The organism is Pseudonocardia sp., from assembly GCF_025965585.1.
GTDB lineage: Bacteria > Actinomycetota > Actinomycetes > Mycobacteriales > Pseudonocardiaceae > Pseudonocardia.
In genome coordinates, this window is the sequence record NZ_JAOPWR010000514.1 from 38,193 (window position 1) to 53,424 (window position 15,232).

Here is a 15,232-nt window from a genome sequence, read left to right on the forward strand (position 1 = left end):
CCGACATCCCGAAGGAGAGAACATGGCCGTCGTCAGGGCCGATCTCGGCGCCTGCCAGGGCTACGCGAACTGCATGACCGACGCCGCGGACTACTTCGACATCGACGACGACGGCGTCGTCGTCGTGCTGAGGTCGACCGTCCCGGACGAACACCACGGCCGCGTCGAGGAGGCCGCGCGCAGCTGCCCGGTGAACGCGCTGGTCGTCGTGGACGAGGATCCGTCGTGACCGCCGACGCACGTCGTCCCGCGGAGGCGACATCGTGACCGCCGTCGTCGTCGGGGCGTCGGTCGCCGGGGTCCGCACCGCGCAGGCACTGTGCGCGGCCGGCTACGACGACGGAGTGGTGCTCGTCGGCGCCGAGCCCGAGCTGCCCTACGACAAGCCGCCGCTGTCGAAGACGCTGCTGGCCGGCAGCACCGACGTCGATCGCGTCCGGCTGCTCACTGCGCCGGACGCGGTGGCAGCAGGCATCGAGCTGCGGCTCGGGTCGGCCGCTGTGGCGCTCGACCCCGCCGCCCGCGTCGTCACGCTCGCCGACGGCGCCCGCATCGGCTACGACCAGCTGGTCGTCGCCACCGGCGTGGCTGCCCGCCCGTCCCCGTGGGGTGACCCGCCCGGCCTGCACCTGCTCCGCGGCATGGAGGACTGTCTGCGGCTGCGTGCCGCTCTCGTGCCGGGCACGCACCTGGTCGTGGTCGGTGGGGGCTTCATCGGCGCGGAGGTCGCGGCGACGGCGCGCGGACTCGGCCTGGACGTGACCGTCGTGGACCCGCTCCCGGTGCCCATCGGGAGGATCGTGGGCGACGAGGTCGGGACGCACCTCACGGCCGTGCACGCCGAGCACGGTGTCACCACCCGCTTCGGCACCGGCGTCGAGGCCGTCGAACCGGCCGGGAACAGGTTGCGGGTACGGCTCACCGACGGGTCGGTGCTCGACGCAGGATGCGTGGTCGTCGGGATCGGCGCCGTGCCCAACGACGGCTGGCTGGGCTCCTCGGGCCTGCTGGTGCGGGACGGGCTCGTGTGCGACGAGTTCTGTCGCGCGGTGCACCGCGACGACGTCTACGGCGTCGGCGACATCGCCCGCTGGTACCACCCCCGCCACGGCGAGCACCGCCGCGTGGAGCACTGGACCAATGCGGTCGAGCAGGCCGCGGTGGTGGCGCACAACATCACCCACGGGGACGCGCCCCGGCCCTACGCACCGGTCGAGTACGTCTGGAGCGACCAGTACGACTGGAAGATCCAGATCTGTGGACACCCCGCCGGGGCCGAGCCCGCCGTGGTGGTCGGAGAACCCGGTCGGGCACGCCCGTTCGCCGCGCTCTACGCGAGCCGCGACGAGACGCTCGCCGCTGCGGTGACGGTCAACTGGCCGCGGGCACAGGTCGCGTGCCGCCGCGGGCTGCGCACAGGGACCCCGGTCGCGCACGTGGCCACGGAACTGGCGGAGATGCACCGCAGGCTCGTCGAGAGGACGCCGGCATGACCACCGGATGGATGCAGGAACGGCACGAGATCGCCGAGGCCTGCCGGGTGCTGGCCGCTCCCGGCCTCGCCGACGGCTTCCTCGGCCACATCAGTCGTCGGATCAGCGCGAACACCCTCCTCATCCGCTGCCGTGGCCCGCGGGAGCGCGGGTTGGCCTTCACCGAAGCCGGGGACGTCCGGCTCGTCGACACGGACGGGGCGGCTGCGGCGCCCGGCGAGCTCGACGGCGGATACCGGCCGCCCAACGAGCTGCCGCTGCATGTCGAGGTCCTGCGGGCGCGCCGCGACGTCGACGTCGTCGTGCACGCCCATCCCCCGGCCGTCGTCGCCGCCGATCTGGCCGGTATCGCCCTGCGCTCGATCATCGGCGCCTTCGACATCCCGGGCGCCCGCCTGGCCGCCGGCGGCATACCTGTCTATCCCCGCGGAGTGTTGATCCGCGACGCCATCCTCGGGCGCGAGATGGCAGCGGCTCTCGGCGACCGGCCGGTCGTGGTCCTGCGAGCCCACGGACTCACCAGCACGGGCCCGTCGGTGCCCGACGCCGTGCTGCGGGCGATCAGCATCGACACCCTCGCCGGCCTCTCGCTGCGGATCGTCGCGGCCGGCGGGACGCTGGTCGATCTGCCGGAGCAGGACATGGCCGAGCTGCCCGACCTGGGTGCCTCCTTCAACAGCGCCACCGCGTGGCGTCACGAGCTGGCGCGGCTGTCGCCGACGGATCCGACCGGACGGGCATGACGACGTGAACCGTGCACACCACAGCAGTCTCGCGGCCGCGGCCGACGCATTCGGCATGGCAGGTCTCGCGGAGCACGCCCGACGCCATGATGATCCGGTCCACTGGCTTCACCTCGCCGCGACGGTCATGGGCTGGTGGAGGCGCACGCGATGGTGCTCGCCGCCGATGTGGCCGCGGGTGGGAGCCGGCTGGACCCGATGGCGACGGTGGACGCGGCGGCCTTCGCGGCTACGGGTATGAGAGGACGCTGCTGTCCGGACTCGTCCACCGCCTGCACGGCGGCCCGACCGCCGACGAGGAGTGGTTCGTGGCGCAGGCGCGCGATCGCCTCGATGGCGCCGTCGAGATTCTCCGCGGGTCTTGAGCGGTCCTCATCGCGAGCCGATCACCACGATCGGCAACCGGGTCAGGCTCCCAGTTCCAGCTCTGCGCGGCGCAACCCCACGAGACCGTCGGGGCCGGTGGCGCGGCCGTCGCGCAAGACCCGGGCCGACTTCTCGGATGCCCTGATCACGCTCGCCCAGCGGTGTCCGCCGGTGGACGGCACAGGTCATCGCGCGACGAGCAGGCTCTCCGCGGCGATGGGGTGGTCGATGAGGTGGGCGCTGCCCATCAGCTCGATCCAGAAGTCGAGTTGGTCCGGTGCGGGGGTTTCGATATAGGTGCCGACGGTGACGGCGGCGCTCAGCTCCGGCGAGAGCCGGGCGAAGCGTTCCTGAGCACGCACGGCGAGCTCCGGTTCCCTGCCCAGCAGCCGGATGCCGTCGTGCAGTGCCGCCCTGAACGACTCGGTGAGGCCACGGTTGTCGGCGATCCAGTCGGCCCGACCGGCCACGAAGACGTCCAGTGTGGACGCCCTCAGCTCGGCGAGGTTGAGCACGACGCGGGCACCGTCGCGCTCGAGCAGCAGCGGGAGCGGCAGCGGGGCTGCGACCGCATCGACGACACCGGCCGACAGGTTGCCGCGCATCCGTCCGGGCTCCATGGGCACCCACTCGATCCCGTCGGTGTCCACCCCGAGGCGGCGCAGCAGCGCGTCCGAGCCGACCTGGAGGTAGCCGCGACGGGTGGACACGCCGATCCTGCGGCCGGCCAGTCCGGCCGGGCCGGTGATCCCGGTGCCACCGCCGGCGACCAGGAACAGACGCGGTTGTCGAAGGTGTTCAGTGACAGGCCGGCGACGACCCGGAGGGCGAACCCGTGGTCGACGGCGGTGACGAGGTCCGGGGTGGTGGTGACGCCGAGCTCGGCCTGCCGACCGGCGAGCAGCCGAGGGGTCTGACCGGGACCGCTGACCGGCACCACGGTGATCTGCAGGCCGTTGCGGGCGAAGATCCCCTCCTGCGCGGCCACCCACAGCGGCGCGATGTCGACGTAGGGCATGGCGGCCACCCGGATCCGGCGCAGCGGCCGGGCCGAGCGTGACTGCAGACGCCGGCCCGGTCGCCCCGGGGCGCTGCCGTCCGCCCCGGCGAGGGTGCGCGAGATGACCTCGGCGGTGATGGCGACGAGGCCTGCGGTGTTCGTCGCCGGGGTCCGGCCCGCCGGCGTCGACAGTGCCACGGCCGCGACCACGGCGCCCCGCAGGTCGCGGACCGGGGCGGCAGTGGTCGTCACCCCGGAACGGGGGTCGTGTGCGTCGCCGGCCACGCCCTCGATCGCGACCCGGTCCAGCTCGCGGGCCAGCCGCTGCGCCGCGCGCGGATCCTGCGTCGGCGTCCCGCGGAGGGCACGGAGGAACCGGTCGCGGGATCACCGACGACGTCGACGCACAACACCGCGTCCTGGTCGAGGACCGCGACCTGGGCCCAGCCCCCTGTCTGCCGGACGAGGTCCCGCATCGCCGGCCGCGCAGCCCGGCGCAGCAACCGCGGCTCGGGCGCGGCCATCCCGAGGGTGAACAGCTTGCGGCCGAGCCGGTAACCGTCGTCGGTTCTCTCCACCAGCCGGGTGGCGACGAGGTCGGCGAGCAGCCGATGCGTGCTCGGCTTGGTGACCCGGGCCCGCCGGGCGATCGTCGCGAGCGGGACGGAGTCCTCGTCCGGGCCGAACGCGTCGAGGATCGCGGCGACCTTGCCCAGAACGCTGTTGCATGCTTCGAGCGCTTCACCGTGTAGGTGGGATCCCCACTTGCCATCAATCAGCTCGCTACTTGTGGGACGCCAGGAAGGCGGCGTCGAACTTCCACTGGTGCACGGTCTTACCGTCCTTGCCGAGGGTCCAGCCGATCGCTCCGGCTGCCTCGTTGTTGATGTCGACCGGGGATGCCGCGTACGGGGGCAGCACCAGATCCAGCTTCTCGTCATCTCGAAGCGACTTGAACGACCCGTACGACGTGGTGCCGGCGTTGAGCACTGCGCCGTCGGGCGCGAAGATCGTCTTGTTACCGGTGGGGTACGTGATGGTGAGGGCGTCAGCCACGTCGTCATCTCCTGACGGTGTTGGGGATTGCGACGGGAGCGGTAGCCCGGCGGTGACCCAGTTGCGGATGTCGTCGCCAGGGCACTGCGTGGCGCAGAAGTGCGAGTGCGGGAAGACATCGGATCCGTAACCGTGCTGCGAGCGTCCGAGGCCGATCAGCTCGACGAACGCTTGCTTGGCTGTGTCGGTGAAGGGATCACGTTCACCGCCGAGGTAGCAGATGGCTCCCCAGCTCGCGTTGGCCTCCGTGCTCCCGTTGGCCGCGCTGCGGCTGTCCCACCCTCGGCCCTCGTAGACGTTGCCCCACGGGTCGATAAGCCAGCTGTAGGCGATGTCCGCCCACGGCTTGTGGTCCGAGTTGCGGCCGTCCATGTGGTCGGCCTGGATCTGCCTCACCGTGGCCTGTGCTTGGGCCGGCGACGTGAGACCGAGATGCGGGCCCTCCCAGTGGCACGCGAACCCGCTCTTGGCTACCAGGGGGCTCGTCGACGTCGCAGGTCGAGCACCCCACTGCTGACGGGTCACGATGTTGGGAGTAGCACCCATTAGTCACGAGCCTAGACCGCGATGATCATGAAATCAGGTTGGTACGGTGCGCGCGTGCTGCGGCTGCTCGTCGATACCTCCACATGGCTCGATCTGGCCCGGAGGCGGGATGCCCAGAAGTGGATCGTGGCGTTGAGACTCTTGGTACTCAGCGGGGACGTCGAGCTCCTGGTGCCTGACGTCCTAGTCGCGGAGTACAGCGAAACCGGACCCGCATCGAATCAGCGATGAGCAGTGGCGTTGCGGAGCGTTTCAAGGCACTTCGTCGGGACATCGTCGACTACGGCGGCGTGGACCGGGGTGAGGCTCTCGGGTGGATCGATGCCCTTGCTCACCAAGTGCCGCTCATCGGAGCGTTGACGACCCGCAACTTCGAAGAGATCCTCGAGTTGTTCGGCAACGGCCACCGGCTTGAAGCCGGAACTACAGAGCACGCCGGCGTGGTACGCCGGGGCTTGGAGAAGCTGGCGCCCCTTCACAAGAACAAGAACAGCGTCGCCGATGCTCTACTGATTGAGCTGTACGGGACGGCTGTTGCCGCCGGTGACCTGGGTGTCGACTCGTATGCCTTCGTCACGTCCAACTATCTGGACTTCTCCGTGTCTACGGGTGACCACCGACAACCCCACGCGGACATTGCCGACCTGTTCGACAGTGACGGATCGAGCTACCACCTTGGCGTCGAGGGCCTCGTCGCCGTCCTCCAGAGCCACTTCGCCGAAGAGTTCGACGAGCTGGTGGAGGAGTCAGACTTCACCGAGGAACCCCGTCGTCTCGACGAGATTCTCCAGGCGGAACAGGAACACTTCGATCTGATCTCGTTCGACCGTCACCTCGTGCATTCCATCAAGGAGCAGGAGAAGAAGATGGACCGAGGATTGACGGAAGAGGAACGCGACGAACTTATTGCTTCGGCCCTTGCCACGAGCCGAACCCACGGTCGTGACGTACGAGTGGTCGAGAGCGACTTCGAGTGGGGCATGTGGAACGGCAAACTGTCCGTCCTGCGGTGGGTGCTCGGGTCGGAGTGGGATTTCCTGGATACCTAGGCGCTACTGACGTCGTGTTGATCGGTAAGTCCGTGGTCACCTGGTCCAGACTTGCCTCGTGAACGACTACTGGGGCTCGTACGAGGCCACGGAGCGCAAGCGGATCTACCGCTGGCTGGAGACGGTCAGGGCATCGTTGGAGGACGAGCCGCGCCAGAAGGGTCGTGCGGGTAGGCGCCAGGCGCCAGCGTTCCGAGGGGCGGTGCGTGAAGCCCTTGTGCATCGTCCGCAGTGGCCTCGACCCCATGCTGCGCTCGCCGTCGACTTCCATTTCCATGCGACCGAGCCGCAGCCACCGTCGCTGTGGCGGCTGCCCAAGAACTACCTCGATCTCCTCGGCGCTACTTCCGCTCCGGCGAACGATCCCGGTGCAGTTCTCTACCGAGACGACGCGCAGGTGAAGCTGCTGTACGCCTCGCTCGCAACGTCTCGTACGCCGGCCAGCGCAGGAAGCATCTATCTGGAAGCACGAACCCGAACGTCCGCCATCAACGACATGGAGCTCGCCGGTGAGCTGCTTGATGACGGCTCGGACCTTGAGGACAACACCACTTGGGCTGAGGCCGATCCCAACCAGGACGTCGATGAGCCGGCCCGTCTCCTGCCAGCGGATCTCGAAGCATGGTTGCACGCAGAGGGCAAATCCAGATACCAGGCGATGCAGTTCGGTGCCAACGACCGGCTGCTGCGGTCAGTCTTCTTCCGCAATGCTCGATGGCTCCTCACGGGGGTCCACGCCGATGCCAACCGGCTGGCCCGGCTCGGGCGGACAGAACCCTCGGCGGTGGAAGAGATCATGAGGATGATTCGCGAAGCAAGCACTGCGGATCGAGACTTGCTCTCCTTGGCCATCCACATCGATCTTCCCCCGCTGCCTACACAAGCCGGTGAAGGTGTCGCGTTCGACCAGAGAGTTCGCACCGCCCTGCAGAAGTTCGTCCAGGACCGGCCAGACTTGCAACCGCTACTCGTCCCGCTGCGGGTGACGGTGCTCGTCACCCCGCCCAAGCGCGCCGGCGCCAAGGACCTCGACAACATCCTGATCGAGGTGCTCGCGACGCTGGAGGTGGAACTGAAGCCCCATGCGGAGCCCTGGCTGCTGCTACCTGAAGTGGCCGTGGAGGGTGCCGAACCTGATCCAGAACTCGCCGACCGCAAGGCTCGGTACCGCTCCTACACCGGGTCGCACACGTGGGCTTACCAGGTGCTCGAACTTCACCGGCGGCCTACCGACCCCGACAGTGGATCGCTCGTGGTGATGCCGGGCCTGGGCTGGAACCGCAAGAGCATCTGGGCCGAGGCCGAACATTTCGTTGAGGCACGCCTACAGAAGATCCTCGACAAGTAGTGCCCGCCCGCTGAACTCAACGCGACCGATCGACCTTTGCCTTTAGTACGGCCTCCACGTACTCCTGCGGTGGGATAAGGGTCCCGTCGGATCCACGCCTCTGCTTGGTGGCGGTGCGGCTGGAACTCCGGCGGGGACCAGTCGAGATGCTCCCGCCACTCGTCGTCGGCCGGGCGGAACGGGAGCGACTCTCCACCCCGGTTCCCGATCCTCGACACCGCCTACCTCGTGGCGCTCCTCGCCGGCCGCGGACAGGCCCGGAGATCGCAGTCGAGCAGCGCGCGGGTGGCCTTCTGCACGGCAACCGCCACCTCGCCGCACATGTGGGCCAGCGAGGCCGTCGAGCTGTCGGTGGTAGTCGTCGCGCATAGGGCGGGGAGCGTAACGCTCCGCAGCCGGTCTACGGCTTCGATTTGACCGGCCTGCGCTTTGACGCGATGACCGTCCGGTTCCGTGTCGAACGATGGCTGTGCTCCCACCGGCCGTGGGATTGCCGAAGACGCCGTTCGGTCCGCGGGCCGGTCGGGGCGGGCCTGGGGCCCGGACCGACGGATCCCATGCCAAGACAGCCCAACGGCGTCTGTCGATACTTGAGTCAGGCCCGACCGGTGATGCCGGGACCATCCTCACTGTCGATACTGGACGGTGCGGTCATCGCGTGGGCTCCTGAAGTACGGTGAGAGGTCTTCAAGAAGATCACGCGGTGGCCGCCCTTTACGTCGACGCCACGCCCGTCACCGGACCGGTCGCACACCAGCTTGGCGACGCCACTCGAGTACGGCGGCCGTCAACGATCGGCAGCCAGGCCGTGTCCGCCGCTCCAGCCGGGGCTGGATCAGCCTTGGGCGTCTGGCCAGGTGATATCGCTTTGACCGTACTGCAGTGCCTTGGCCGCACCAACCTGTTCTCGTCGATGAAGCAACGAGGTGATTGTGGCGTGGCTGGCACCTGGTCGACTCAGGCGGCCCGACGGTGAGCATTGAACCGGCGTGTCCGGAGCGCCACGCTCACTGTCCCTGCTGGCCAGCCGATTCCATTAGCTCCCAGACGACGGACGGCTTGAGCGGGGTCTTCGTGACCCGTACGCCGAGGTGCTCGATCGCGTCCGCCACGGCATTGGCGACGGCGCTGTGACCGCCGATTGCACCGCCCTCGCCCATTCCTTTGACTCCCAGCGGGTTCAGCGGCGACGGGCTGTGCAAGTGCCCGACCTCGATCTCCGGGACGTCGAGGCTTCCTGGAAGGATGTAGTCCATGAAGGACGCCGACTGCGGCTGCCCTTCCGCGTCGTAGACGAGCTCCTCCATCAGCGCGCCACCAAGACCCTGCGCGACACCGCCGGCGATCTGCCCCTCGGCAACCATCGGGTTGATGATCACGCCGGCGTCATTGACGACGACGTATCGAGAGATCTCGACCAGCCCCGTGTTGCGGTCGACCTCGGCCTCAGCGATATGAATGCCGAAGGAGTAAGGCGCCGCGTGGTTCTCGAAGTACTGCACAGACTCCAGGTCCGGCTCCATGCCCGGCGGCCGGCTGCCGCCCGGCGCGGCCCCCGCGGCGATCTCGGTGAGGCTCAGCCTGGACTGCGGGCTGCCCTTGACCTGGACGTAGCCCTCCTCGAGCACGAGGTCGTTGACGTTGGCCTCCAGCATGTGCGCCGCGAGTTCCATCGCCTTCTCGCGCACCTTCTTCGACGCCATCAGCACGGAAGTCCCGGACATCACGGCGTTGCGGCTGGCGAACGTGCCGATGCCGAAGCCGATCCGGCCGGTGTCCCCGAAGACGACCTTGATCGACTCGTAGTCGACCTGGAGTTCGTCCGCGACGATCTGGGCGAGCATGGTGCCCGTGCCCTGGCCCTGCGGCGCCGCACCGGAATTCACGGTCACCTGGCCCGAGGGATCGACCCTGACGCTGGCGCCCTCGAACGGCCCCGTGCCCGACAGCTGGTGGTAGACGCAGATCCCGAGCCCGATCAGCCGGCCGTCCGCGCGCGCTGTGCGCTGCTTCTCGGCGAAACCGTCGTAATCGACCATCTTCAGCGCCGCGTCGAGCGCGGCCGGGAAGTCACCGCTGTCGAGGATCACCGCGGCCTCGACCGAGGCCATGCCCGTGTCGTAGGGCATCTGCTCGGGCTTGATCAGGTTGCGACGGCGCAGTTCGGCGCGGTCGATGTCCAGCTCCCGCGCGGCGATGTCCATCAGGCGTTCCCGGGCGAACGCCGACTCGGGAGCACCGGCGCCGCGATAAGGCGATGCCGGGCTCTTGTTGGTCGCCGCGCAGATGACCTCGACGTGCACGTTCGGGATGTCGTAGACGCCGGCGATGCTGGTGCCGGCCAACGATGAGTTGATCACGGCGAGGGTGCGTTGGTAGGCGCCGATGTCGGTGATCAGCGTGGCGCGCAGGCCGGTGATGCGCCGGTCGGCGTCGAACGCGAACTCCAGTTCATGGGTCTGCTCGCGGGAGTGCACGAGCGTCAGGAAGTGCTCGTTCCGGTCCTCAATCCACTTCACCGGCCGGTCGAGCCTGCTCGCGGCGAACGGGACCAGGACGTCCTCGGGATAGACCTCGGCCTTCGTCCCGAAGCCGCCGCCCACGTCCGGAGTGATCACCCGCACCGAGCGTTCGGGCATGCCCAGGATGCCGGCCACGATCCCGCGCAGGATGTGCGGCCACTGGTTGGACGCCCAGATCGTCATCTCACCCGTGACGGCGTCGCGGGTCGCCGCCACGCCGCGGGTCTCGAGCGGGATCCCGGTGTAGCGCTGCATGTCGAGGCGGTCCTTGACCACCCGATCCGCCTTCTCGAACGCCGAGTGGACGTCGCCGACCGAGTAGACGAGGCGGGCGCCCATGTTGTCCGGCGCGGCTGCGTGCAGCACGGGCGCACCGGGCTTGATCGCCGCGGCGGAGTCGACCACGGCGTCGAGCACCTCGTACTCGACCTCGATCAGCTCCAGCGCGTCTTCGGCGACGTGCCTGCTCTCCGCGACGACGACCGCGACGCCCTCACCGACGTACCGGACGGCGTCGCGGGCGAGCGCGTACTGCGGCATGTCGCGGGACGTTTCCACCGGGAACAGCACGGGGATCGCGGCAGGGTCCGGACCCAGGTCGGCTGCCGAGAACGCGTCGACGACACCGCGGAGCTCGCGCGCAGGGCCGACGTCGACAGACAGCACGCGGGCGTGCGCGTGCGGGCTGCGCAGGACCGCCATGTGCAGGACTCCGGGGAGGTCGATGTCGTCGACGAACGCTCCCTCACCTCGCAGCAGACGGGGGTCCTCGACCCTCTTGACGCGAGCGCCCACCATCTTCACACCCATGTCAGCGCTCCCACTGCTTGTCGGCTGCCTGGACCGATCGCACGATGTTCTGGTAGCCGGTGCACCGGCAGACGTTGCCTGATAGCGCTTCGCGGATCTCGCCGCTCGTGGGGTTCTTCTTCTCCTGCAGGAAGTCGTATGTCGTCAGCAGGATGCCCGGGGTACAGAACCCGCACTGCAGGCCGTGGTTCTCCCAGAACGCCTGCTGGACGGGGTGCAGCTCGTCGTCCTCGCCGGCGATGCCCTCGACGGTCATCAGGACCTTGCCGTTGGCCTGGACCGCGAGCATCAGGCATGCCCGAACCGGCTCGTCGTCCACCAGGACGGTGCACGCCCCACACACGCCGTGCTCGCAACCGACGTGCGAACCGGTGAGGCGGAGGTCCTCCCGCACGAAGTCGACCAGCGACTTGCGGACGGAAACGGTGCGCTCGAAACGCTCACCGTTCACCGTCACGGTGATCGATCTTTCAGTCGTCGAGTCCGCGCCAGCGACGACCGCTGTTTCGTCTGCTTTCCTGCTCATGTTGTCTCCACGTCTGGATCAAGGTGTGACCGGATGGATGTGGTCACGCCGTCGGGACTCAGGTCAGGCCAGGGCTCGGCGTACGGACTCGTCGAGGGCACGGGGAACGAGGTGCCGGGCGAGCTGCCGGCGGTAGCCCGCCGAACCGTGGAGGTCGGACGGGGGTGTGAGCGCGGCGACGAACTCCTCGGTGAGTTCCCCGATCAGCTGCGAGGTCGGCTGCTCGCCGACGAGCCCGTCAATCACGGCGGACGCGCAAACCGGCTCGCTGCCGACGCCGGCGAGGACGAGCCCGCCCTGGATCACTCGCCCGTCGTCACCGAGAGCGATCGCCGCGGCGACGCCAACCTGGGCGAAGTCACCGTGCCGCCGGCTGACCTCGAGGAACGCTGATCCGCTCCTGGCCGGCCACGCGGGGATCCGGATCTCGGTCAGGATCTCGTTGGGCGCGAGCGCCGTGGTGAAGAAGCCCTCGAAGAACGTGTCCGCGGTGACCTCGCGCTCGCCGTCCTTGCCGCGCAGCACCATGCGCCCGCCGAGCGCGCTGACCGCCGCGGGGAGCTCGGCGGCGGGATCGGCGTGGGCGAGGCTCCCGCCGACGGTGCCGCGGTTGCGGATGTGCACGTGCCCGACGTTGTGCAGCGCCTCGGGCAGCAGCGCCCACGCGCCGTCGGCGAGTTCGGACAGCTCGAGGCTGCGATGGCGGGTCAGCGCACCGATGACGAGTACGCCGTCGTCGCGACGGACGTAGTCCAGCTCGGTCACGTTGTTGATGTCGACCAGCTGGCTCGGTCTGGCCAGCCGGAAGTTCAGCATGGGCACGAGACTCTGGCCGCCGGCCAGCAGCTTTGCTTCGTCGCCGAACTCGTTGAGCAGCCCGATCGCTTCCTGAACGGTCGTCGGGTCGTAGTAGTCGTACGGTGCCGGCTTCACACTCAGAACCTCCATGTGCGTCTCGCCCGAAGGCCTTCGCTGTGCTGGTCTGCGGATAGTTCCCGGTCAAGAGACGATCATCGAGCGCCAGGCCCGTCTGGCCAGCGCGGCGGTTCCCGCCCGGTCGGTCAGCGCGCTCGCCGCGGCCGCGGAGCGCCGCCTGACCTCCGAGGGGTTCACCAGGACCGGCGCGCCGCCGCGCACCACCAGCCGCCCGTCGACGTACACGCGGTCCACCTCGTCTCCGCGTGCGCTGTAGACCAGCGCCGACACCGGCTGGTGCAGTGGCGTGAGGCACAGGCTCGACAGCTCGGCCACGACGACATCGGCCCGTTTTCCCGGTTCGAGCGAGCCGATCACGTCCTGCATGCCCAGCGCCGCGGCCCCGTCGATGGTCGCCATTTCCAGCGCCTTCTCTGCCGTCATGATCTCGGCGTCGCGCAACGCGCCCTTGTGGATCAGCGCGGCGAACTTCATCGCCTGCAGCATCGAGTGGTTCGAGCTCGACGCCGGCCCGTCGGTGGCCAGGCCGACGGTGATACCGCGGCGCTGCATCCGCGGGATCGGGGCGATTCCCGAGCCCAGGTAGAGATTGCTGCACGGATTGTGCGAGACCTTGGCGTCGTGTGCGGCGAGCAGGTCGATGTCATGCTCGTCGCACTGCACGCAGTGCACCGCGAGCAAGTCGGGGCCCAGCAGTCCGGTGGCGGCGGCGAAGGGGACGTCACGCATCCCGAATCGGCGCTGCGACTCGGTGACGTCGAACGGCGACTCGGCGAGATGCATCGTGACCAGCGCTCCGGTCGCGTCGGCGAGCGCTCGGGTCTCGCGGAGCGTCGCCGCGTCGACTGTCCAGCTCATGCACGGCGCGAGGCCGACCTGCACGCGTGAGCCGGGTCGGTTCCAGCGGTCGATCAGCCGCTGCGCGTCGGCGAGCGCGGCGTCCAGCGTCTGCACCAGCGCGACCGGCACGCCCACGTCGGCTCCGGCCGTGACGTAGCCGCGCGCCATGACGGCCCGGATGCCCACCTCGTCCATCGCCGCCGCCACCGCGTCGCCCAGACCGGGGCGCGGGTGCACGTACATGAAATCGACCAGCGTCGTGGTCCCGGTGGTCAACGCTTCGGCGCAGCCGTGCAGCGCCGCGGCGTAGCAGTCCTCCTCGGTGAGCTCTACCGCGGAGGGTCCGGTCATGGCCGTGAACCAGTCCGCGAGCACCCGGTCGTCGCCGAGTCCCTTCAGCAAGGTCTGGAACAGGTGGGTGTGGGTGTTCACGAAGCCGGGCAGGACGATCCGGCCGGTGCAGTCCACGAGCTCCGCCGTCGGGTAGTCCGCTCGCAGCTGCATCGCGGGCCCGACGGCGAGCAGGTACCCGGAGGCCGGCGAGAACGCCACCGCGCCGTCCTCGATCACCCGGCGGCGTGGGTCCATCGTCACCACCGTGCCGCCGGACAGCACCGTCACCGGGGCCGTCACGGGCAATCTCGCGGGCGGGCGACGGGGAGGGATGTCATCGACGAGCCTCCGGCGTGGTTGGGCCGCGTGGTCCGCAGCGTTGGGAGGTGATCGGGGCCGTCCGCGCTGACGTCGTTCGATTCTGGCGAGGGGGCCAGTCGTCGCCCGATTGCGGCCGCTGCAGTTTCACCCGGCCCCTTTCCGTCTTGTAACGTCTTGTAACATCTTGTTACGTCGGCCCAGCCTTTCGAGCCCCGAGGCGTTGCCACCGTAGCGGCCCACATGAGACCTTCCGTTGCGTGATGGTGACATAAGACGTCGTTTCAGAAGTGGTGGGCCCGCTCCTGCTGCTTCTGGCGGGGCTGACAGCATCGGGGCATGCCCGTCCCTCGCGTGACTGCGAAGACGAAGATCTTCGAGCTCGAGATCGTGTTGGAAGATGTTGAGCCCCCGGTCCAGCGCCGTGTGCAGGTTCCGGGCGAGGTCAGCCTGGCGGTGCTGCATGAGGTGGTGCAGTCGGCGACAGGCTGGACCAGCTCGCACCTGCACGAGTTCGCCATCGACGGGCGCCGCTACGGGATTGTGGACCCGGACTGGGACGGCCAGCAGGTCACCGACGAAGCCAAGGTCAAGCTGTTCCGCCTGGTCAGCGAGGGTGACTGGTTCGGCTACCTGTACGACTTCGGCGACAACTGGGCCCACCGGCTCACCGTGGAGAAGATCGTCGCTCCAAAACCGGGTGTGCGTTACCCGCGGTGTGTGTCCGGGCAAGGGGCGTGTCCGCCGGAGGACGTGGGCGGTCCGTGGGGTTACGAGGAGTTCCAGGCGGTGCTGGCCGACCCGTCGCATCCCGAACATGACGAGCGCCTGGAGTGGGTGGGCGGGCCGTTCGACCCGCATCGCTTCGACCTCGCCGAAGCCGACCGAGCCCTGCAGTGGCTGGCCTGGCGGCCGCTCACACCCGTCTCGTAGAGCGCCGCCGAGAGCGCCGTCACGACGGCGGTGGCTGGTGCTGGGCGAGGCGGCGATGGCAGATCAGGGCGCAGGCCAGCGACAACAGGGCCGTGATGGTGGTTTCGGAGCGGTCGTAGCGGCAGGGCCAGGCGGCGGAAGTCGAGCAGCCACGACATCGTGCGCTCGATGACCCACCGCACTCGCCCGAGCCGAGTGGAGTCCTCGATGCCGCGGCGAGCGATCCGCACCCCGATCCCGCGCCGGGTCAGGTAGCGGCGGCACCGCGGATAGTCGTAGCCCTTGTGGCGTGCAGCTTGCCCGGCCGGCGTCGGGGACGTCCCGGCCGTCCGCGGCGCTCACGGACTCCGGGGTTGGTGTCCAGCAGCGGCGCGAGCATCGTGCTGTCATGCGCGTTGGCCCCGGTGACCAGC

The 15,232-nt window shown here is 69.1% G+C and carries 13 protein-coding genes and 2 pseudogenes; 6 read left to right on the forward strand and 9 right to left on the reverse strand.

Annotated elements, in window-relative coordinates; all coding sequences use genetic code 11:
* Window positions 1–22: 22 nt before the first annotated feature.
* The 3 genes from JWR81_RS31480 to JWR81_RS31490 are packed head-to-tail and all read left to right on the forward strand — an operon-like array spanning window position 23 to window position 2,236.
* On the forward strand, window positions 23–229 hold the full coding sequence (locus tag JWR81_RS31480; RefSeq protein ID WP_297661179.1) for a ferredoxin: 207 nt from the start codon (window positions 23–25) through the stop codon (window positions 227–229).
* 34 nt (window positions 230–263) lie between these two features.
* Window positions 264–1,493 (forward strand): FAD-dependent oxidoreductase, encoded by a 1,230-nt coding sequence (locus tag JWR81_RS31485; RefSeq protein ID WP_297661181.1) that lies wholly within the window; start codon window positions 264–266, stop codon window positions 1,491–1,493.
* Window positions 1,490–2,236, forward strand: a complete 747-nt coding sequence (locus JWR81_RS31490) for a class II aldolase/adducin family protein (RefSeq protein ID WP_297661183.1) — start codon at window positions 1,490–1,492, stop codon at window positions 2,234–2,236. The genes JWR81_RS31485 and JWR81_RS31490 overlap by 4 nt, the downstream gene beginning before the upstream one ends.
* Before the next feature lie 551 nt (window positions 2,237–2,787).
* Here JWR81_RS31490 and JWR81_RS31495 read toward each other — a convergent pair.
* The 4 genes and pseudogenes from JWR81_RS31495 to JWR81_RS31510 form a co-directional block, all read right to left on the reverse strand.
* Window positions 2,788–3,381 (reverse strand): ABC transporter substrate-binding protein, encoded by a 594-nt coding sequence (locus tag JWR81_RS31495; protein WP_367278890.1) that lies wholly within the window; start codon window positions 3,379–3,381, stop codon window positions 2,788–2,790.
* Window positions 3,382–3,419: 38 nt separating this feature from the next.
* A pseudogene (locus JWR81_RS34610) lies at window positions 3,420–3,887 on the reverse strand (ABC transporter substrate-binding protein); the annotation flags it as partial.
* Window positions 3,851–4,381, reverse strand: coding sequence for a helix-turn-helix domain-containing protein (locus tag JWR81_RS31505; protein WP_297661212.1), 531 nt, complete (start codon window positions 4,379–4,381; stop codon window positions 3,851–3,853). The gene JWR81_RS31505 and the pseudogene JWR81_RS34610, both read right to left, overlap by 37 nt.
* Before the next feature lie 4 nt (window positions 4,382–4,385).
* Window positions 4,386–5,054 (reverse strand): peptidoglycan recognition family protein, encoded by a 669-nt coding sequence (locus JWR81_RS31510; protein ID WP_297661187.1) that lies wholly within the window; start codon window positions 5,052–5,054, stop codon window positions 4,386–4,388.
* Window positions 5,055–5,431: 377 nt separating this feature from the next.
* Between JWR81_RS31510 and JWR81_RS31515 the strand changes: the two genes are divergently transcribed.
* Window positions 5,432–6,253 (forward strand): hypothetical protein, encoded by an 822-nt coding sequence (locus tag JWR81_RS31515; protein WP_297661189.1) that lies wholly within the window; start codon window positions 5,432–5,434, stop codon window positions 6,251–6,253.
* A 58-nt stretch (window positions 6,254–6,311) separates the two neighbouring features.
* Window positions 6,312–7,601 (forward strand): hypothetical protein, encoded by a 1,290-nt coding sequence (locus JWR81_RS31520; protein WP_297661191.1) that lies wholly within the window; start codon window positions 6,312–6,314, stop codon window positions 7,599–7,601.
* A 1,007-nt stretch (window positions 7,602–8,608) separates the two neighbouring features.
* Here JWR81_RS31520 and JWR81_RS31525 read toward each other — a convergent pair.
* From JWR81_RS31525 to JWR81_RS31540, 4 genes are all read right to left on the reverse strand, one after another.
* On the reverse strand, window positions 8,609–10,933 hold the full coding sequence (locus JWR81_RS31525; protein ID WP_297661193.1) for a xanthine dehydrogenase family protein molybdopterin-binding subunit: 2,325 nt from the start codon (window positions 10,931–10,933) through the stop codon (window positions 8,609–8,611).
* A 1-nt stretch (window position 10,934) separates the two neighbouring features.
* Window positions 10,935–11,390, reverse strand: coding sequence for a (2Fe-2S)-binding protein (locus tag JWR81_RS31530; protein WP_297661195.1), 456 nt, complete (start codon window positions 11,388–11,390; stop codon window positions 10,935–10,937).
* 132 nt (window positions 11,391–11,522) lie between these two features.
* Window positions 11,523–12,392, reverse strand: coding sequence for a xanthine dehydrogenase family protein subunit M (locus JWR81_RS31535; RefSeq protein WP_297661197.1), 870 nt, complete (start codon window positions 12,390–12,392; stop codon window positions 11,523–11,525).
* Window positions 12,393–12,458: 66 nt separating this feature from the next.
* Complete coding sequence (locus tag JWR81_RS31540) at window positions 12,459–13,868, reverse strand: amidohydrolase (RefSeq protein ID WP_297661199.1); 1,410 nt, start codon at window positions 13,866–13,868, stop codon at window positions 12,459–12,461.
* Window positions 13,869–14,225: 357 nt separating this feature from the next.
* Between JWR81_RS31540 and JWR81_RS31545 the strand changes: the two genes are divergently transcribed.
* The gene (locus JWR81_RS31545) at window positions 14,226–14,819 is read left to right on the forward strand and encodes a plasmid pRiA4b ORF-3 family protein (protein ID WP_297661206.1); all 594 of its coding nucleotides are present in this window, start codon (window positions 14,226–14,228) and stop codon (window positions 14,817–14,819) included.
* Between the two features lie 19 nt (window positions 14,820–14,838).
* Here JWR81_RS31545 and JWR81_RS31550 read toward each other — a convergent pair.
* Window positions 14,839–15,232 (reverse strand): annotated as a pseudogene (locus JWR81_RS31550) (transposase); the annotation flags it as partial.